This is a genomic window from Xenorhabdus indica (assembly GCF_014467235.1).
Taxonomy (GTDB): domain Bacteria; phylum Pseudomonadota; class Gammaproteobacteria; order Enterobacterales; family Enterobacteriaceae; genus Xenorhabdus; species Xenorhabdus indica.
Genome location: NZ_NKHP01000007.1, coordinates 156,147 through 178,148, shown reverse-complemented (window position 1 = coordinate 178,148; position 22,002 = coordinate 156,147). Strand labels below are relative to the sequence as shown.

3 protein-coding genes are annotated in these 22,002 nt (G+C 48.9%); all 3 read right to left on the bottom strand.

Features of this window, described 5'->3' with window-relative positions; all coding sequences use genetic code 11:
* Positions 1-10 precede the first annotated feature (10 nt).
* Positions 11-664, bottom strand: coding sequence for a helix-turn-helix domain-containing protein (locus Xind_RS07840; protein WP_081989104.1), 654 nt, complete (start codon positions 662-664; stop codon positions 11-13).
* Positions 665-1,093: 429 nt separating this feature from the next.
* On the bottom strand, positions 1,094-11,932 hold the full coding sequence (locus Xind_RS07835; protein WP_187649789.1) for an amino acid adenylation domain-containing protein: 10,839 nt from the start codon (positions 11,930-11,932) through the stop codon (positions 1,094-1,096).
* On the bottom strand, positions 11,929-21,987 hold the full coding sequence (locus Xind_RS07830; RefSeq protein WP_187649788.1) for a non-ribosomal peptide synthetase: 10,059 nt from the start codon (positions 21,985-21,987) through the stop codon (positions 11,929-11,931). The genes Xind_RS07835 and Xind_RS07830 overlap by 4 nt, the downstream gene beginning before the upstream one ends.
* Between the last annotated feature and the right edge of the window lie 15 nt (positions 21,988-22,002).

Below are 22,002 nucleotides of genomic sequence, written 5' to 3'. Positions count from 1 at the left end.
AATTAAATTCCTATTTTAAGTTTTTAATTGATTTAATCAGAACCCCAATTATTGTGTAATTTTGGCTGAATATTGTTTTTCGATCATTATCGATACCTAATATTGAAAAGTAAATCCCACGCTCACCGACAAAGGCTTGTCTGAAACAAATAGGGGTATCTTTAATTTTTACTAGAACTATATCACTATCACAAACTGATTCAGATCTGGAAATGATTGCAATGGTGTTGCTATCAAAATACGGAGATAAAAGATTGTTTGCAAATTCTACTGCGAAGAGTGAGTTTTTCTGGTTATCCTGGATACTGATTTTGTATAGATTGGTGTGGATTATTTTCCCGCATATATATCCATCTAATTCATCATAACGAATTAGAGGTATTGATGAAATAGTTTCTTCTTGTCGATAAGATTCAGATAATTTACCATCGGTAATTTCACCAACATTTACACCAAATATATCAGCAATGGATGAGACTGTAGCAATAGTAGGATTTCCAACACCACGTCTAAGGCTGTTAATCGTAGCAATTCCAAGGCCCGTCAATTTACTTAGGGCTTGTGAGTCTATATTGTTTTTTTTCATTAAGAAGTCAATGTTTTGTGAAATGTTAGAAAGTAAAGCATCAGCTTCAGTTGATTTTTTATTGTTTGGCTCTTGCATTATATTATCTCGTTGATATTATCTTGTCAGATGTCGGTGTTTATAAGCGTATCTTATAGATTGATATTTTATAATACAAGAGCTCAAAATAAGAGAAATACTGGTATCTTAGTGACATACAAGAAGATAATATTAAAGGTAATATATTTTTTAGTATGTCAACTCTATAAATTTCGTTTTCTTGATAAGAATCTATTTTATCTGGCTTTTAATACACCAGGGGAACTATATCTTATGGATTTCAAAAAGCTGTAACTTGAAAGACGATGGGTATAATATAAAAATAATGACTATTGTTATAATCGATTAAGTTTATTTTTTATCTATTAGTGGATTTATAATGTATCTTTAACACTGAAGAAGTAACATAAATAGTTATAATTAGAATCTAAAAGATAACGCCCGCAACAGCGGGCGTTATTCATGTTTTTATTTCCTCTCTATCATCGCCTTAAGTAATACCTTACCCACATCCTGAATATTAGGTTGCATCACAATAGAACCGTGGTCTCCTTTAATCGGGATAATAGTTAGTCGTTCATTTGGTACAATTTTATCCCATCCAAGAGAGGCATTTCCCTGAGCCGCTTCTTCGGTTGCTCTGAATAGCGTAACGTCTACGGCTGCCGGAGATGGCGTATAACTGTAGGCTGCAACAGCGATATTGTGGCGTAATTGCAAAAGATCGTTGATATTCTCAAGCGTGATTTGTGGTGGTAGTAAATTATTCTGTTCTGCAAAGGTCAGCATCGCATTGTAATCACGATTTTTAGCCAGTCTATACAGTTCATTACTGAAATGCTCTGGAATGCCTTCTGGCAGTAATTCAAGCAATGTGGTGCTTTTCTCAAATGGTATTCCGGCTTGCTGTTCTTCTGGAGTGAAGAATTCCAGATAATTGGAGGCGGAATCCAGTAATCCGACAAAGTTGACTGTCTCACCATCGGCGACCAGTTGGCAGGCTATTTCATAAGCAATAGTTCCGCCTGATGACCATCCTGCCAGATAATAAGGGCCATGAGCCTGTACCTGACGGATACATTCAATATATGTCTGAGCCATTTTGTTAACGGTGAGTTGTGCATTTTCTTCTGCATAGGCGTCACTGGTCGCGAGTCCATAAATTGACAGTCCACTATCTTGAATATAAGGAGCAAGATCGTAAGCATAGTGAATATCTCCATCTACCGCATGGACAAGAAACAGTGAGATATCACCATTACCTTTACGGATAGTCACCAGATTTTCTTGTTGAGAAAGCGCAGCATCTGACTGCATAAAAGCAGCCAGTTCACTGATGGTCGGATGGACAAGCAGATCACGTATCCCGATATCTTTGCCTAATACTTGTTGCAAGCGAACAGCAACCTGTAAAGTTAACAGGGAATGACCACCAAGCTCCAGAAAGTGATCGTGTCGTCCTACACGTTCCAGTCTGAGTACGTCCTGCCATATTTCTGCAATGATTTCCTCTGTTTTACCGACGGGAGCTTCATAATCACGACTGATAACAGCGGATTTATCTGGTATCGGCAATGCCCGACGATCTAATTTGCCGTTTGGTGTCAACGGGAATGTCTCCAGGAGCACAAAAGCACTGGGAACCATATAACTGGCTAAATGAGTGTGTAAGGCTTCACGCAGATTTTCCACATCTACTGTTGCTTCTGGTTGTGGTACTACATAGGCCACCAGGCGTTTGTCATTGGGAATGTCTTCCCGTACTATAACAATCGCGTCTTTGATATCAGGGTAGGCGAATAATCTGGCTTCAATTTCCCCCAGTTCGATACGGAATCCGCGGATCTTAACCTGAAAATCGTTGCGTCCGAGATACTCAATCGTACCGTCCGGCAACCAGCATCCTAAATCACCTGTTTTATACATTCTTGCATCGGATTGATTGTTGAATGGGTCAGGAATAAAACGTTCCCCCGTGAGTTCAGGTTGATTGAGATAACCGCGGGCAACGCCTGCGCCGCCAATATGGATTTCACCAGCAACACCAAGAGGAACAGGTCGCCCCTGAGTATCCAAAATATAAATGCGGCTATTGGTTAATGGATAACCAATGGGCAGGTTTGCCGCAGTATAAGCGGAATGACCATCTACTTTTAATACCGTGGCGATGACAGTGGTTTCCGTTGGTCCATAGGAGTTTATCCAGCAGCAGGATTGGGTTTCAGGCAGTGATTTCCAGAGGTTGAGATGGTGAAGCTCTGCTTTTTCTCCTCCAACAATCACCAGACGTAAAGAAGGGCTGAAACCGCACCGTCCTGCGGCTAATTCTTGTACCCATTGATGCCAGAAGGCAGTGGGGAGGTCAGTAACGGTGATTTTCTGTTCCTGTAAGAAACGGGCAAAGTTGCTATCTGGTACACGAAGATCTGCCGGTCGCAGAATTAAAGTCGCACCTGTCGCCAGTGTGGCAAAAATATCGGAGACGGTGGTGTCAAAAGCCACAGACGTAAATTGCAGCACGCGGTCAGTTGGTGTCAGTTCGTTAGTCTGGCGTTGGACATGAACAAAATTAACGACATTGCGGTGCTCAATCATCACGCCTTTCGGTTGGCCGGTCGAGCCGGAGGTATAGATGATATAGGCCAGATGATGCGGAGACAGCCCTGACAAATGCGGTTCAGTGTTATGGGTGCAATGTTGTGCTACGGCAGTTAAATAATCTTCACCATCCATTAACCAAACCGGTACGTGAGTTGTCAGACGATTTTGTAAATGTTGCTGAGTCAGTAACAATTTTGGTTTGCAGTCTGCCAGAATATAGCTCAACCTCTCGGTCGGATAATCTGTGTCCAGTGGTACATAACCGGCACCGGCTTTCAGTATCCCGAATAGGCCGATGATCATATCCAGACTGCGTTCAACACAAATAGCTACCCGATCATCCGGTTGCACTCCCGCGGCAATCAGAGTGTGGGCTAACTGGTTAGCACGTTGGTTCAGCTCAGTGTAACTGAGTTGTTCTTCACCACTTATCAGGGCAATGGCATCAGGTGAAACAACGGCTTGTTGTTCGAATAACTGATGGAGCAGCATATTTTGCGGATAAACAATCTCAACACCGTTGAAATCTACCATTAACTGAGTGTGTTCTTCTGGTGGCAAGATAGTGATTGTCTGAATAGCCTGTTTCGGTGTGCTTTGCAGTGCGGTCACTAATTCTCTTAGTGCGGTCACCACATAGGCATTAATGCGAGCAGGGTCTATTTGCTGGTTACACTGAGCAGTCAGTTCAAATCCATCCTCATAAGCATCAACATCCAGTGATAAAGGATAATTGCTGCGTGACTCTTTCGTGTTGAGTGTTTCAATCCCTTCCCAGATTGATGAGAGCGCCTGTTCATCTTCATCAGACTCATCTGAGCTATGACGGAAATTGAGCAGACTGTTAAATAACGGCAGAGAAGCGGGAATGCCACTGCAACGTTGAGCAATCGCCAAAGGGGCTTGTTCATGTATCAGTAATGTACTGAGTTGTTTGTAAGTATCTTGTACTGTTTGTTGAACATTGCGTTCCCGCAGAATAACCCGGACAGGCAATGTGTTGATAAACATCCCTAATATTCGCTCTGTCTCTTCTCCACTCTGTAATCTTCCCAGTAACACTGTTCCGAAGACGACATCATCACGACCACTGCATTGTGCCAGTACCTGAGCCCAGGCAACATGGAACAAGACCGCAGTGCTGACACCCTGCTGGCGGGCACATTGCTGGATCATTTGAACCAAGTCATCATCCAATGTCAGAACATTTTCCACAATTTCATCGTTATTATTCTGAATATCGAGTAAACCAAATGGCAGGGTAGGTTCTTCTACATCACCGAGTAGCTGCCGGAAGTAGCTCTGATGCTGCTCAAGGGGAACATTTTTCGTCTGGGCAATAAAATTGCGATAGGGTAAAGGCGTTGGCAATTGCTCACTTTTTCCCTGTAGCAAGGTATTGACTTCATTAAATACCAATTTCAGCGATAAATGGTCGCAGACTAAATGATGATGCAGCAAGGATAACAGCCACTTGTCACTATGCGGATCTTTAGCGATGCTGGCGGACAATAAGGGGGCTTTGGTGACATCCATGCGTACCACGTCAGGATCGGTATAATCGCGCAGTTGTTGTTCAGCGTCAGTTTCAGATGACAATTCCAGTTCTGTGACAGGCATTGATGCGTGGCGATGAACCACTTGTACCGGCTCCGGCAGATTTTCCCAATACACTGCACTGCGCAGAATATCATGGCGGGCGATGACCTGTTGTACTGTCTGCAAAAACTCATCCAGACGTGCACGGTTGTCGAAAGTCATCAACAGATTGTCCAGATAGGTATCGCCGGTTGTTTCCAGTAAATGGTGGAACAGGATACCCTCCTGTAATGGCCCCAATGGATAAATATCCTGAATATTGGCAACGCCACCGGCAACTTGATCCACAATCTGATCAATGTTGTCTTGCGTCAGCGTGACCAACGGCAACATATCCGGTGTGATAGCCTGGCAGTTATCAGAGATAAGATTAGGGGGAACATCATAGGTAATGCCGTCACTGGCTGCTGTTTTTGTCAAACGTTCTGCCATTGCCATCAATGAGGGAGAAGAGAAGACGGCACCGATTGCCAAAGTAAAACCACGCTGGCGCAACTGTTCAATCAGACTAACCACTAACAGTGAATGCCCACCCAATTCAAAGAAATTGTCATACCGTCCGACTTGCTCTAACCTCAACAAAGTCTGCCAGATAGTTGCTAAAAGTTGCTCAGTTTCCCCTTGAGGAGCCTGATATTCACGGCTGACAATTGCAGAGCGATCCGGCTCTGGCAGGGCCTGACGATCCAGTTTACCGTTCGGAGTCAGCGGGAAGGCGTCCAGAACCACAAAGGCGCCAGGCAGCATGTATTCCATCAGACGGGCGCCAAGCTGTTCACGTAGCTGAACAATATCCAATGTTATTTTCGGTTGGGGTATCAGATAGGCGACCAAACGTTTATCACCGTTTTCATCTTCACGTGCGATAACGATGGCATCTTTGACTCCATCACAGGCCGCCAGTTGAGCTTCAATTTCTCCCAATTCAATCCGGTATCCGCGGATTTTGACCTGAAAGTCATTGCGTTCCAGATATTCAATTGTCCCGTTCGGTAGCCAGCGGCCTAAATCACCGGTTTTGTACATGCGGGCATGCGGTTGTTCGCTGAATGTATCAGGGACAAAACGTTCGGCGGTAAGATCGAGACGATTCAGATAACCACGGGCAACCCCGGCGCCACCGATATGAATTTCACCAGCAACACCAAGAGGAACGGGTTGTCTGTCTTTATCCAGAATATAGATCCGGCTATTGGTGAGCGGGTAACCAATCGGCAGAATTTCTGCCATGTAAGGTGAATGACTATCCAGCTTAAGAACAGTAGCGATAACCGTAGTTTCCGTCGGGCCGTAAGAGTTAATCCATTGGCATGAATGAGTTTCCGGCATGGATTGCCAGGTTAAGAAATGGCGAAGTTCGGCTTTTTCACCGCCAACGATCACCAAGCGCAAATATGGGCTGAAACCGCAACGTCCTGCTGCCATCTCCTGTACCCATAAGTGCCAGAAGGCGGTCGGGAGATCGGAAACAGTGATTTGTTGTTCCCGCAGGAATTCGGTAAAGGTGATATCGGGTATGCGCAGATCCGCAGAGCGCAGAACTAAAGTTGCACCAACCGCCAGTGTGGCAAAAATGTCGGAGACGGTGGTGTCAAAGGCAACAGACGTAAATTGCAGTACACGGTCAGATGATGTCAGTTCGTTGGTCTGGCATTGGACGTGAACAAAATTGACCACATTGTGATGTTCAATCATCACACCTTTTGGTTGGCCGGTTGAGCCGGAGGTATAGATGATATAGGCCAGATGGTGTGGTTCCAGCCCTAGCTGGTACGGATCAGGGTTGTATGCCGGTTGTTGTGCCATCGCAGCCAGATGGTTGTCACTGTCCAGTATCCAGGTTGGTATATCCGTTGATAAACGCGTTTGTAGGTGCTGTTGGGTCAGTAACAGCTTAGGCTGGCTGTCTGACAGAATATAAGCCAATCGCACTACCGGATATTCGCTATCCAGTGGTACATAGCCCGCACCGGATTTTAATATTGCCAACATGGCAATCACCATATCCAGACTGCGTTCGACACAGAAAGCGACGCGGTCATCAGGTTGTACACCTGCTGAAATCAGTGCGTGCGCCAGTTGGTTGGCACGTTGGTTCAGTTCTGTATAACTGAGATGCTCTTCACCGCTGACCAGCGCAATGGCATCGGGTGAGAGAGAGGCCTGTTGTTCAAGCAGTTGTTGCAACAGCCGTATATCTTGTGGAGAAGCGACACTGGCACCATTGAAATCTACCAGTAACTGGCGACGTTCAGCGGATGGCAGAACCGGGATAGACTGAATATTTTGCTCAGGGGCATTTTGCAATGCGCGCACCAGCCCTCTTAATGCAACGTCCATATAGGCGTTAATGCGGGCAGGATCGATTTGCTGGCTACACTGAGCAGTCAGTGAGAAGCCATCATCAAAATCATCCACATCCAGTGACAAGGGATAATTGCTGAGCTCTCCGGTGTCAAGAGTCTGTATCCCTTCCCAGGCCGGTGATATAGCGTGCTCGTTGTCGCTCGAATTATGACGAAAATTAAGCAGGCTGTTAAATAAAGGCAGAGAAGCTGGAATATTGCTGCAACGCTGGACAACCGCCAAAGGAGCCTGTTCATGTGCCAGCAATTTGCTGAGTTGCTGGTACGCTTCCTGTACCGTTTGTTGAACTGAACGATCCTGTAGCGTTATGCGGACAGGTAATGTGTTGATGAACATTCCCAGTATTCTTGCCGTGTCTTCCCCACCTTGTAACCGTCCCAATAAAACAGTCCCGAAGATCACATCATCCCGGCCGCTGCATTTCGCCAGTACCTGTGCCCAGGCAACATGAAACAAAACCGCAGCACTGACACCTTGCTGGCGGGCACAATCCCGTAGCGTTTGCGCCAACTCATTGTCCAGTGTGAAAACAGCTTCTGCAATCTGGTGACGGCTGCCCTGTATATCAAGCAGTCCAAAAGGCAGAGTCGGCTCTTCCACATCTCCCAACAGTTGTTGGAAATAAGCCTGATGATTTTCCAACGGAATGTTTTTGGTCTGAGCGATAAAATTGCGATAAGGCAAGGGCGCAGGTAAGTCTTCGCTTTGTCCCAGTAATAAGGCTTCAACTTCGTCGAATATCACTTCCAGTGACAAATGATCACAAACCAGGTGATGGTGCTGTAAAGCCAGTAACCAACGCGGATTTTGTGAAGAATGGTGTTGTAAAGAACGCTCTGGCGCAATACTGGCGGACAATAATGGCGCTCTTGTAATATCCATACGTGTCGAATGAGAGTCGGTATGATGGCGCAGTTGTTGTTCTGCGCTGCCTTCTCCTGACAGTGTTAATTCTTTAACAGGAAGTGGTGCATGACGGTAAACCACCTGAACTGGCTCTGGCAAGTTATGCCATTGGACGGCACTTCGCAGGATATCATGACGATCGATAACTTTTTGCATAGCCAGCAGGAAAGTATCCAGACGTTGGCGGCTGTCAAAAGTCATGATGACGCTATCGAGATAAATATCGCCTTCGGTTTCCAGTAAATGCTGGAACAAAATCCCTTGCTGTAATGGACCGAGTGGGTAGATATCCTGAATATTGCTGACACCACCTGTTACCTGAGCGACTATCTGATCAATATTACCTTGTGACAACGTGACTAATGGCAGCATGTCCGGTGTAATTGCTTGACAGTTAGTTGGGATCAGGTTTGGTGGCACAACCGGACTGTTTGCCTCTGAACCAGCGTGCGCCGTTAGATGCGTTGCCATCGCAGCCAATGTTGGCGCGGAGAAAACAGCACTGACATCAAGAGCACAATTGCGCTGACGTAGCTGTTCGATCAGGCTGACGACTAATAATGAGTGGCCTCCTAGCTCAAAGAAATTGTCATGACGCCCAACGTGTTCCACTCCGAGCAATTCTTGCCAGACTGTTGCCAGTTGTTGTTCCGCGTCTCCTGCTGGAGCCTGATATTCCCGGCTGATGATAGCCCTACTATCAGGGGCTGGCAGTGCCTTGCGATCAACCTTTCCGTTAGGCGTCAGGGGGAAGGCATCCAGAATGACATATGCGCTTGGTAGCATATATTCCATCAATTGAGTGCTTAATTGTTCACGCAACTGAATGATATCCAGTGTTGTTGCGGACTGTGTTGTTGTAAATTGTGTTGTTGTAAATTGTGGCACCAGATACGCCACCAGACGTTTATTGCCGCTTTCGTCTTCATGCACGGTAACGACGACATCTTTGACACCATCACATTTAGCCAGTTGTGTTTCAATTTCGCCCAGTTCAATGCGGAAACCTCGGATCTTGACTTGGAAATCATTACGCTCCAGATATTCAATCGTGCCATCAGGCAGCCAACGGCCTAAGTCCCCGGTTTTATACATCCGGGCATCAGGCTGTTCACTGAATGGATCAGTCACGAACCGCTCAGCGGTGAGGTCAGAGCGGTTCAGATACCCGCGGGCCACGCCTAAGCCACCGATATAGATTTCACCCGTAACACCAATGGGTACAGGTTGTCCCTGAGTATTGAGGATATAAATGCGGGTATTGGTGAGCGGGTATCCAATAGGGACTGTACCCGTCAGACAAGGGGAGTGACTGTCCGGTTTCCATACTGTGGCAATCACTGTGGTTTCCGTTGGGCCATAAGAGTTTATCCAACGGCAGGATTGGGTTTCCGCTAACGATTGCCAGGTGTTGAAGTGACGGAGTTCGGCTTTTTCCCCACCGACAATCACCAGCCGTAAAGAAGTACTGAAACCACAGCGGCCAGCCGCCATCTCCTGTACCCACAGGTGCCAGAATGCGGTGGGTAAATCGGAAACGGTGATCGCTTGTTCCTGTAAGAATTGGCTGAAGTTTTTGTCAGGAATGCGCAGATGAGCATCTCTCAGCACTAATGTTGCTCCGACGGCCAGGGTGGCAAAAATATCGGAGACAGTGGTATCAAAGGCCACTGAGGTAAATTGCAGTACCCGATCCGCCGGGGTCAGTTCATTGGTTTGACACTGGACATGCACAAAATTGACCACATTGCGGTGTTCAATCATGACGCCTTTCGGCTGCCCGGTCGAGCCGGAGGTGTAGATGATATAGGCCAGATGATGGGGTTTCAATCCCCGTTGTTGTGGTTCGGGATTGTGGTTGGGCTGTTGTGCCACATAATCCAGACAGTCATCATCATCCATGACCCAGACAGGGACGTTGGTCGTTAAACGGCTTTGTAAGTGATGCTGAGTCAATAATAATTTAGGTTCACAATCTGACAGAATGTAAGCCAGACGTTCAGTGGGGTATTCAGGATCTAATGGTACATAACCGGCACCAGCTTTCAGGATACCGAACAGGCCAATAATCATGTCCGGCCCACGCCCGACACAAATCGCCACGCGGTCATCCGGCTGCACACCAGCGGTAATCAGAGCATGGGCCAGTTGGTTAGCTCGCTGGTTCAGTTCAGCATAACTAAGTTGCTCTTTACCGCTAATCAACGCAATAGTATCAGGTGAATGCCCGACCTGTTGCTCAAGGAACTGTTGGAGCAACCTATCTTGTGGAAAACAGGCCTCTCTGGCATTGAAATCTGCCAGTAATTGGGTTCGTTCATGGGGCATCAGCAGTGGAAGATCTGCCACACGTTGTGAATCATCGCTAACCATAGCGGCCAGAAGCGTTTGCAGATAACCTGCCATACGTTTCATGGTGGTCTGGTCAAACAGATCGCTGGCATATTCCAGTTCACCGATTAATCCATTTTCGGTGTCATGGAGTGATAAGGAAAGATCAAAGTGTGAACTGTCTTCGGATAGATCCAGTTCACTGATGGTTAATTCTGGCAGCTCAAACTGCTGTTGGCCGGGAGTATTATCCAGTGACAGCATAACCTGAAAGATAGGACTATAACTCAGGCTGCGGGGTGGTTTTAATGCTTCAACTAATTGTTCAAATGGAAAATCCTGATGTTCAAAAGCCTGCAGAGTATGTGCTTTCACATGTGCCAGTAATTCGCTGACAGTGGGATTATTCTGTAATTGAACCCGTAACGCTAAGGTATTGACAAAAAAGCCGATTAACGGTTCCAGATCGCGATGTTTGCGATTAGCTACGGGAGTGCCTATGACTACATCATCTTGTCCACTCAGGCGGGAAAGTAATATTGACCATCCTGCCAGCAAGGTCATAAATAAAGTAGCGCCATGACGTTGAGCGAAAGCCTTTAATTTTCCGGTCAAATCTGGTGACAACGTAACGATAGCCTCTCCTCCGGCATAGGTTTGCCGTGAAGGACGAGGTCTGTCAGTCGGAAGTGTCAAAAGTGCCGGGGCATCTTGTAGAGCGCTACGCCAGTAATCCAGTTGTTTCTCCAGCGCTTTACCCTGTAATTTCTGCCGTTGCCAGAGAGTATAATCAGCATATTGGATCCTTAGTGGGGGTAATGGGTCAGGCATCCCGTGGCAGAAACTTTGGTAAAGGGTGGAAAATTCCTGCATTAACACGTTGACTGACCAACCATCCGAAATAATGTGGTGCTGAGTTAATAGCAGGGTATGTTCATCTTCTGCGAGCTTGAATAATTGCCCCCGTATTAAGGGGCCGTTTTCAAAATCAAAGGGGTGGGTCGCTTCAAACTGCATGGCACTCTGAATCGTCGCCTGCTGTTCATCTTTGGTTAACCGGCTGAGATCTTCAGTCATTAAAGAAAAACCATAATCCGCATGATGAACGATTTGCAGGGCCCCTCCTTCCGCCCCGGTTTTTCCTTCAACCTTGACTTTATTTTCTGTCAATGTCGTTGGTGTATGCGCAGCCGATGTCATCGTAGTACGCAAGATCTCATGACGAGCGACAATCCGATCCAGCGCGGCCTGTAAGGCCGGCTTGTTCAGATGACCTTGCAGATGGAGAGCGGTTGGAATGTGGTACGCTGTCAGCGCCGCCGGATCTAATTGAGCAAGGAACCATAGGCGCTGTTGCGCCCAGGATAATGGTATTTCCTGCTGTGGATCTCTGGCAGGGATCTGATCTTTTTCTGCGGTCAGGCTGCTTTGAATACGTTCTTTTAGTTTCTTCTGGAGTACTGCTTGCCTTAATTGATTTAGTGTTTGTTCATTTTTATTCATTGTTGGCCTCCATTGGGTTGATCTCCATTTAGCATGGCAAGCAACTCTTCTTCGGATAGGTTTTCTAGCTCTTTTTGAATCTCTTCAATATCCTGATCAAAATAGGTTTCTACCTGTTTTGACAGGATAAATTCAGCAAGTTTGGATAAGGTTGAATGACGGAAAATATCTGCAATTGAGATTTCCAGATGGAATTCTTCATGTAGTCGCGTTGATAATTGCATGATTGATAAAGAATTTCCTCCAAGTTCAAAGAAGTCATCATGACGACCAACCAACTCCAGTCCCAGTAGGTTTTGCCAGATAGCAGCCAGTTGTTGTTCTGCTTCTCCTTGTGGTGCTTCATACTCCCGCGTTGCAGTAGCAGAACGGTCAGGTGCAGGCAGAGATTTACGATCCAGTTTACCGTTCGGGTTCAGCGGGAAAGCATCCAATACGATAAAGGCACTGGGGATCATGTAATCCAGCAGATGATTGCTCAGTTGTTCGCGTAAGCTGGCGACTTCCAGCGCGGCATCAGGGTGTGGCACCAGATAAGCCACCAGACGTTTATCACCTGTTTCATCTTCACGAACCATGGCGATAGCATCTTTGACTCCCTCACAAGCTGCTAGTTGAGTTTCGATTTCACCTAGTTCAATGCGGAATCCGCGGAGCTTGATCTGAAAATCATTGCGTCCGAGATATTCAATCGTACCGTCCGGCAGCCAGCGGCCTAGGTCACCGGTTTTGTACATGCGGGCATGTGACGGTTCGGTTGATAATTCAGCAAATGGATCAGGGACAAAACGGTCTGCCGTGAGTTCAGGTTGATTGAGATAACCGCGAGCCACACCAGCACCTGCAATATAGATTTCACCGGAAACGCCCATCGGGACAGGTTCTCCACGCGTATCAAGGAGATAGATGCGCGTGTTGGCGAGAGGATAGCCAATCGGTAAAGTTTCTGCGCTATAGACAGAAGTACTATCCAATTTCAGCACTGTAGCAATAACGGTGGTTTCCGTTGGGCCATAAGAGTTAATCCAGCGGCATGAACGGGTCTCCGGCAGCGATTGCCAGGTCATAAAATGACGCAGTTCCGCTTTTTCCCCGCCGACAATCACCAGACGCAGAGAAGGGCTGAAACCACAACGTCCTGCGGCCATCTCTTGTACCCACAGGTGCCAGAAAGCAGTAGGTAAATCCGTCACCGTGATTTTCTGTTGCTGTAAGAATCGGGCAAATGCACTATCTGGTACACGCATTTCGGATGGACGTAATACTAAAGTTGCACCGGCAGCGAGTGTCGCAAAGATATCCGACACAGTGGTATCGAACGCAACGGAAGTAAATTGCAGTACCCGATCTGCCGGAGTCAGCTCATTGGTTTGACGCTGGACATGCACAAAATTGACTACATTGCGGTGTTCAATCATCACCCCTTTGGGCTGCCCGGTGGAGCCGGAAGTGTAGATGATATAGGCCAGATGATGGGGTTCCAGCCCTAACTGTTGCGGTTCGGGGTTGTGAGTGGGCTGCTGTGCCATCAGCTCTGCATGATGATGATTATCCAGGTTCCAGACAGGTACATCGGTTGATAAGCGAGTCTGTAAGTGTTTCTGGGTCAGCAATAACTTAGGTGCACAATCTGACAGAATATAATTCAGGCGTTCAGTCGGGTAGTCTGTATCCAGTGGCACATAACCAGCACCGGCTTTTAAGATCCCGAACAAGCCGACCACCATATCCAAACCACGCTCAACACAAATCGCCACGCGATCGTCCGGCTGTACCCCTGCTGCAATCAGTGCGTGCGCCAGTTGATTGGCTCTCTGGTTCAGTTCCTTGTAAGTGAGTTGCTGTTCTTCACCAGCTTGTCCTTCACCAATTTGCTCTGTGCTAATTTGTTTGCTGTGAATCAATGCGATAGCATCAGGAGTGAGCGCAACCTGCTGTTCAAATAGCTGCTGGAGTAACATATCCTGAGGGCAGTCAACGTTGGTCCTGTTAAAGTCTACCAATAGCTGTGTACGCTCTGCCGGTGGCAGGATGGTGATAGATTGAATAGGTTGCTTTGGCCTATTCTGTAATGCCGTCACCAGTGCTCTCAATGCCGTCTCCATATAAACGTTAATGCGGGTCGGGTTAACCTGACGGTTGCATTGAGCCGTTAACGCAAAGCCATTTTCAAAATCATCCACATCCAATGACAAGGGATAATTACTGCGTTCTTCACTGCTGAACGTCTGAATGCCTTCCCAAACTGGTGAACCAGCCTGTTGATCGTACCGTTGGCTATGACGGAAATTGAGCAGACTACTAAAAAGTGGCTGAGGTGCCTGAATACCACTGCAACGTTGGGCGATGGCTAACGGGGTCTGTTCATGCTCCAGTAATGCACTGAGTTGTTGGTAAGTTTCCTGTACCACCTGTTGCACAGTACGTTCCTGTAACAGGATACGTACAGGCAGAGTATTGATGAACATGCCGAGCACTTGAGTGGTATCCGTTCCTCGTTGAGAACGGCCCAATAAGACTGTACCGAAAACAACATCTTCCCGTCCGCTGCATTGTGCGAGAACCTGTGCCCACGCCACATGGAACAGAACAGCGGCACTGACTCCCTGTTGACGGGCACAATCACGTATCTGATGAGCTAATTCATCATCCAAAGCAAATTCAGCTTCTTCTATCTTACTGTTTTCATTCTTACTGTTTTCATCTGAATCGTCGTGTTCATCGTGATTACCTTGGATATCAAGTAAGTCAAAAGGCAAAGTAGGCTCATCCACATCACCCAAAAGCTGGTGGAAATAGGTTTGATGTTTTTCCATCGGTACTGAGCGGATTTGGGCGATAAAGTTACGGTAAGGCAGAGAAGGCGGTAAATGGTCTTTTTGCCCAAGCAGTAACATTTCAACTTCATTGAAGATCATTTCCAGCGACAAATGGTCACAAACCAGATGATGGTAGAGTAATGCCAAATGCCAGCAGTCAGTTTGTGGATCTTTGGCAACATTGGCAGACAATAATGGTGCTTTGGTGATATCCATCCGTATTAAACGGGGGTCTGTCGCATCACGTAATTGCTGTACAGTGTCGATATCAGATAACAGCTCTGATTCGATGATTGGCAGAGGTGCATGGCGATAAACCACCTGCACAGGCTCCGGCAGGTTATTCCAATGAAATGCACTGCGCAGAATATCGTGGCGGTCGATGACTTGTTGCAATGTCAGCAGGAAAGTATCCAGACGAGCCCGGCTGTCAAAACTCATCAGTAGATTGTCCAGATAAATATCGCCTTTTGTTTCCAGCAAGTGATGGAACAAAATTCCTTCCTGTAATGGCCCTACCGGGTAGATATCCTGAACATTGGTAACACCACCAGAAACATGAGTCACAATCTGGTCGATGTGATCCTGGGTCAGAGTAACTAACGGCAACATTTGCGGTGTGATGGATTGGCAATCGTCAGTAATGAGGTTAGGTGGTACATCATATGTGACAGTATCATCTAATGCTGTATCCATCAGGCGTGCTGCCATTGCCATCAAAGTTGGAGAGGAGAAGACGGTACTCACTTCCAGAGTGAAACCTCGCTGGCGAAGTTCTTCGATTAAATTGACAACCAGCAACGAATGTCCGCCTAATTCAAAGAAATTGTCATGACGTCCAACTTGTTCCAATCCCAATAAGGCTTGCCAAACAGACGCTAATTGCTGTTCAGTTTCCCCCTGAGGAGCCTGATATTCCCGACTGATAATAGCGGAGCGGTCGGGAACGGGCAGTGCCTTGCGATCCAGTTTGCCATTCGGGGTCACAGGAAAGGCGTCTAAGATGACATAGGCACTAGGTAGCATGTACTCCATCAGGCGGGTACTCAGTTGTTCGCGCAACTGAATGATATCCAGTGTTGTTGCGGACTGTGTTATTGCAGATTGTGTTATTGCAGATTGTGGGATCAGATAGGCCACCAGACGCTTATTACCGCTTTCATCTTCATGGGCGGTGACGACCGCATCTTTGACGCCGTCACACTGCGCCAGTTGGGCTTCAATTTCCCCCAGTTCAATCCGGAAACCGCGGATCTTGACCTGAAAATCATTGCGTTCCCGGTATTCAATGGTGCCGTCCGGCAGCCAGCGGCCTAAATCGCCGGTTTTATACATCCGGGCATCAGGTTGTTCACTGAATGGATCCGCCACGAACCGCTCAGCGGTCAGGTCAGGGCGGTTCAGATACCCGCGGGCCACGCCGGCGCCACCGATATGGATTTCACCGGCCACCCCGACAGGCACCGGTTGCCCTTGTGCATCCAGAATATAAAGACGGGAATTGGTCAAAGGGTAGCCAATGGGGACGGAGCCGGCGGGGCAAGTGGTCGGGGTAGCCGGTTGCCATACCGTGGCTATTACCGTGGTTTCCGTTGGGCCGTAGGAGTTGATCCAGCGGCAGGACCGGGTTTCCGCTAACGATTGCCAGGTGTTGAAGTGACGCAGCTCGGCTTTTTCCCCGCCGACAATCACCAGCCGTAAAGACGGGCTGAAACCACAGCGGCCGGCGGCCATCTCCTGTACCCACAGGTGCCAGAAGGCGGTGGGTAAATCGCAGACGGTGATCGCCTGTGTCTGTAAGAACTGGCTAAAGGCATTATCCGGGATCCGCAGATGGGCCGGCCGCAGCACTAACGTTGCCCCGGCGGCCAGGGTGGCGAAAATATCGGAGACGGTGGTATCAAAGGCCACCGAGGTAAATTGCAGTACCCGGTCCGCCGGGGTCAGTGCATTGGTCTGACACTGGACATGGATAAAATTGACCACATTGCGGTGTTCAATCATGACGCCTTTCGGCTGCCCGGTGGAGCCGGAGGTGTAGATGATATAGGCCAGATGATGAGGTTCCAATCCCCGTTGTTGTGGTTCAGGATTGTGGTCGGACTGTTGGGCCACATAATCCAGACAGTCATCATCATCCATGACCCAGACAGGGACGTTGGTTGTTAAACGGCTCTGTAAGTGATGCTGAGTCAATAATAACTTAGGTTCACAATCTGACAGAATGTAAGCCAGACGCTCAGTGGGGTATTCAGGATCTAATGGTACATAACCGGCCCCGGCTTTCAGGATAGCGAACAGGCCAACAATCATATCAACACCGCGCTCAACACAAATGGCGACCCGGTCATCCGGCTGTACGCCGGCCGCTATCAGGGCATGGGCCAGTTGGTTGGCCTGCCGGTTCAGTTCGGCATAACTCAGTTGCTGTTCGCCAGCCACCAGCGCGGTGGCGGCCGGTGAGTCCGCCACTTGCTGTTCGAAAAGTTGTTGCAGCAGCAGATCGGACGGGTAACTGACGGTGGGGGTATTAAATGCGGTCAGTAGCTGAGTGCGCTCAGGCGGTGTTAAGAGCGGTAAATCGGCTACCGTCTGGTTATCATCAGCCACCATTGCCGCCAGCAGGGTGTGCAGATGCCCCGCCATACGTTCAACCGTGGCCGGGTCAAACAGATCACTGGCGTATTCCAGTTCACCGGTTAACCCGTTTTCGGTGTCACTGAGTGACAGTGACAAATCAAACTGGGTGGTTTTTCTGTCTAACGGCAGTTCACTGAGCGTTAATTCCGGCAGAGTGAAACGCTGTTTATTCGCGGTATTATCCAGAACCATCATCACCTGAAATATCGGGCTGTGACTCAGGCTGCGTGGCGGTTGTAATGCCTCCACTAACTGCTCAAAAGGCAAATCCTGATGGGCGTAGGCGTCCAGCGCATGGGCTTTGACACGGGCTAATAACTGCTGGATGGTAGGGTTATCTTCCAGCCGGACCCTTAAGGCCAGTGTATTGACGAAGAAACCTATCAGCGGCTCTAATTCACGGTACTGGCGGTTGGCGACCGGCGTGCCGATAACCACATCGGATTGACCACTGAGCCGTGACAGTAAAACCGCCCAGCCAGCCAGCAGGGTCATAAACAGGGTGGTGCCATGACGCTGGCTCAGGGCATGTAAACCGGTGCTGAGTGCAGGGGACAGGGTAAAGCGAACCAGATCTCCCCGGTAGCTTTGTTCCAGCGGACGGACGCGGTCGGTGGGCAGTTCCAGCAAAACCGGCGCATCCTGTAGTGTATTGCGCCAGTAGTTTACCTGCTGATCCAGTCTGTCTCCCTGCAACCATTGGCGCTGCCACAGGGCGTAATCAGCGTACTGGATGGGCAGCAGTGGCAGCGGATCGGGCTGTTGCTGGCAGAAGGCCTGATAAAGGGCGGAGAACTCTTTCGTCAGGACAGCCAGCGACCAGCCGTCAGAGATAATATGGTGCTGGGTCACCAGCAGAATATGGTGTTGATCCGCGAGTTTCAGTAATTGAGCGCGGGCTAACGGTCCTTGTGCAAAATCAAAATCCTGCCGGGCTTCCGCCTGTGTTGCCGCTTCCAGTGCCATTTGTTGCGCTGCCGGGGATAACGGGCTGAGATCGTGGTATCTCAGGGCAAAGCCCCGGCCCGCTTCACTGATAATCTGGCGCGCTTCCCCGTCGATAACGCTGATTGTGGTGCGCAGAATTTCATGACGGGCGACGATGCGATCCAGGGCGGCTTGCAGGGCGGCCAGATTTAAAGCGCCGTGCAGTTCTAAGCCGCCGGCGATGTGATAGGCGGCCTGCGCGGCGCTGTCCAGTTGGGCCAGGAACCATAGCCGTTGCTGAGCCCAGGAAAGGGGTAACGGCTGTTGGCGGTCCGCAGGTAAAATCAGTGGCTGGACGGATTGGGCGGCCTGCACCAGTGACGGGGCTAAATCGGCCAGTACCGGGTGAGTGAACAGATCTTGCAGTGTCACTTCCAGGTTCAGTTTCTCCCGTAAACGGGCAGCGACCTGTACAGTCAGTAACGAATGCCCGCCCAGTTCAAAGAAATTATCATGACGGCCGATTTGCTCTGCGCCCAATAAATCCTGCCAGATTTCAGCCAGTGTCTGTTCAATTTCACCCTGTGGTGCGGCATATTCACGGCGCACAAGTGCAGCACTGTCGGGGGCGGGCAGGGCGTTGCGATCCAGTTTGCCATTCGGGGTCACAGGGAAGGCGTCTAAAATGATATAAGCGCCGGGCAGCATATAGTCCATCAGGCGGGTGCTGAGCTGTTCACGCAATGGCACCAGATCCAGCGTAATTTCAGGCTGTGGCACCAGATAGGCCACCAGACGCTTATTACCGCTTTCATCTTCATGGGCGGTGACGACCGCATCTTTGACACCGTCACACTGCGCCAGTTGGGCCTCAATTTCCCCCAGTTCAATCCGGAAGCCACGGATCTTGACCTGAAAATCATTGCGTTCCCGGTATTCAATGGTGCCGTCCGGCAGCCAGCGGCCTAAATCGCCGGTTTTATACATCCGGGCATCAGGTTGTTCACTGAATGGATCCGCCACGAACCGCTCAGCGGTGAGGTCAGGGCGGTTCAGATAGCCGCGGGCCACGCCGGCGCCGCCGATATGGATTTCACCGGCCACGCCGACAGGCACCGGTTGCCCTTGTGCATCCAGAATATAAAGACGGGAGTTGATCAAAGGGTAGCCGATGGGGACGGAGCCGGCGGGACAGGTTGCCGGGGCAGCCGGTTGCCATACCGTGGCAATCACCGTGGTTTCCGTTGGGCCGTAGGAGTTGATCCAGCGGCAGGACCGGGTTTCCGCTAATGATTGCCAGGTGTTGAAGTGACGCAGCTCGGTTTTTCCCCCGCCGACAATCACCAGCCGTAAAGAAGCACTGAAACCACAGCGGCCGGCGGCCATCTCCTGTACCCACAGGTGCCAGAAGGCGGTGGGTAAATCGCAGACGGTGATCGCCTGTGTCTGTAAGAACTGGCTAAAGGCATTATCCGGGATCCGCAGATGGGCCGGCCGCAGCACTAACGTTGCCCCGGCGGCCAGGGTGGCGAAAATATCGGAGACGGTGGTATCAAAGGCCACCGAGGTAAATTGCAGTACCCGGTCCGCCGGGGTCAGTGCATTGGTCTGACGCTGGACATGGACAAAATTGACCACATTGCGGTGTTCAATCATGACGCCTTTCGGCTGCCCGGTGGAGCCGGAAGTGTAGATGATATAAGCCAGATGATGAGGTTCCAATCCCCGTTGTTGTGGTTCAGGATTGTGGTCGGACTGTTGGGCCACATAATCCAGACAGTCATCATCATCCATGACCCAGACAGGGACGTTGGTTGTTAAACGGCTCTGTAAGTGATGCTGAGTCAATAATAACTTAGGTTCACAATCTGACAGAATGTAAGCCAGACGCTCAGTGGGGTATTCAGGATCTAATGGTACATAACCGGCCCCGGCTTTCAGGATAGCGAACAGGCCAACAATCATATCAACACCGCGCTCAACACAAATGGCGACCCGGTCATCCGGCTGTACGCCGGCCGCTATCAGGGCATGGGCCAGTTGGTTGGCCTGTCGGTTCAGTTCGGCATAACTCAGTTGCTGTTCGCCAGCCACCAGCGCGGTGGCGGCCGGTGAGTCCGCCACTTGCTGTTCGAAAAGTTGTTGCAGCAGCAGATCGGACGGGTAACTGACGGTGGGGGTATTAAATGCGGTCAGTAGCTGAGTGCACTCAGGCGGTGTTAAGAGCGGTAAATCGGCTACCGTCTGGTTATCATCAGCCACCATCGCCGCCAGCAGGGTGTGCAGATGCCGCGCCATACGTTCAACCGTGGCCGGGTCAAACAGATCACTGGCGTATTCTAAATCACCCATTAACCCGTTTTCGGTGTCATTGAGCGATAGAGTTAAATCAAAGTAAGCACTTTCTCTAACCAGAGGAAGTTCACTCAGTTTTAGTCCTGCTAACTCAAAATTCCTTTGTTCTGATTTATTATCGAGAGTCAGCATGACCTGGAAAATAGGGCTATGGCTTAAACTGCGGGTTGGTCGCAAGGCTTCGACCAATTGTTCAAATGGTAAGTCCTGATGCGCATAAGCGCTTAACGCACAATTTTTCACTTGAGCCAGCAATTCGCTGACATTTGGGTTGTCACCCAATTGAATGCGTAATGCCAGTGTATTAGCAAAGAAACCGATCAAAGACTCCAGCTCATGCTGTGGACGATTGGCAATCGGAGTTCCTATCACCAGATCGGATTGCCCACTAATGCGGGAAAGCAACACTGCCCAACCTGCCATTAATGTCATAAATAAAGTTGTGCCATGACGCTGGCTGAGATTTTTTAATCCTGCACTTAATTCCGGTGAGAATGCCAGATCGACGCGGTTACCTCTGTAACTCTGTTGCATCGGACGAGGTTTGTCAGTGGGCAATTCGAGTAATTCGGGCGCACCTTGTAAACGATTGCGCCAGTAATTTAGTTGAGTTTCCAGTACATCGCCTTGTAGCCACTGTTGTTGCCAGAGAACATAGTCAGCATATTGGAGCTTCAATTCAGGTAATGGATCGGGTTGCCCCTGGCTGAAAGCCTGATAAAGAGCAGAGAGTTCATGTATCAATATCTTGACTGACCAGCCATCCGAAATAATGTGATGCTGAGTCAACAACAGAACATGTTCGTCTGCTGCTAAACGGAGCAAATGCCCTCTGAGTAATGGCCCACAGGTAAAATCGAAAGGCTTGACAGCTTCAAGGTGGGCGCGCTCTTCAACTGTTGTTTGTTGTTCTGGTGCTGGTAAATGGCTGATATCTTCAGTCGTCAAAGCAAAACCACTGTTAGCATCCCCGATAACTTGCCGGGCCGTGCCTTCAATGGTCACAAAAGTTGTCCGCAGGCTCTCATGACGGGCAACAATTCGATCCAAAGCCGCTTGCAGCGCATTCAGGTTAAGCTGACCTTGTAGATGTAGTCCTATTGACATGTGATACGCCGTCTGGGCTGCGGGATCTAACTGGGTCAGGAACCACAGGCGTTGTTGTGTCCAGGATAATGGCACATCGCCGTTACGGGCTTGGGGACGAATTTCTGCTTTTTGTGTATGTTGACGAGATAGCTTGGCGGCTTTGGCTAACTCAAGTAGTCTTTTCCGTTCAGCTAATGGTAAAGAGGTTAATTCATTATTATTCATGTTTAAGTACCATTT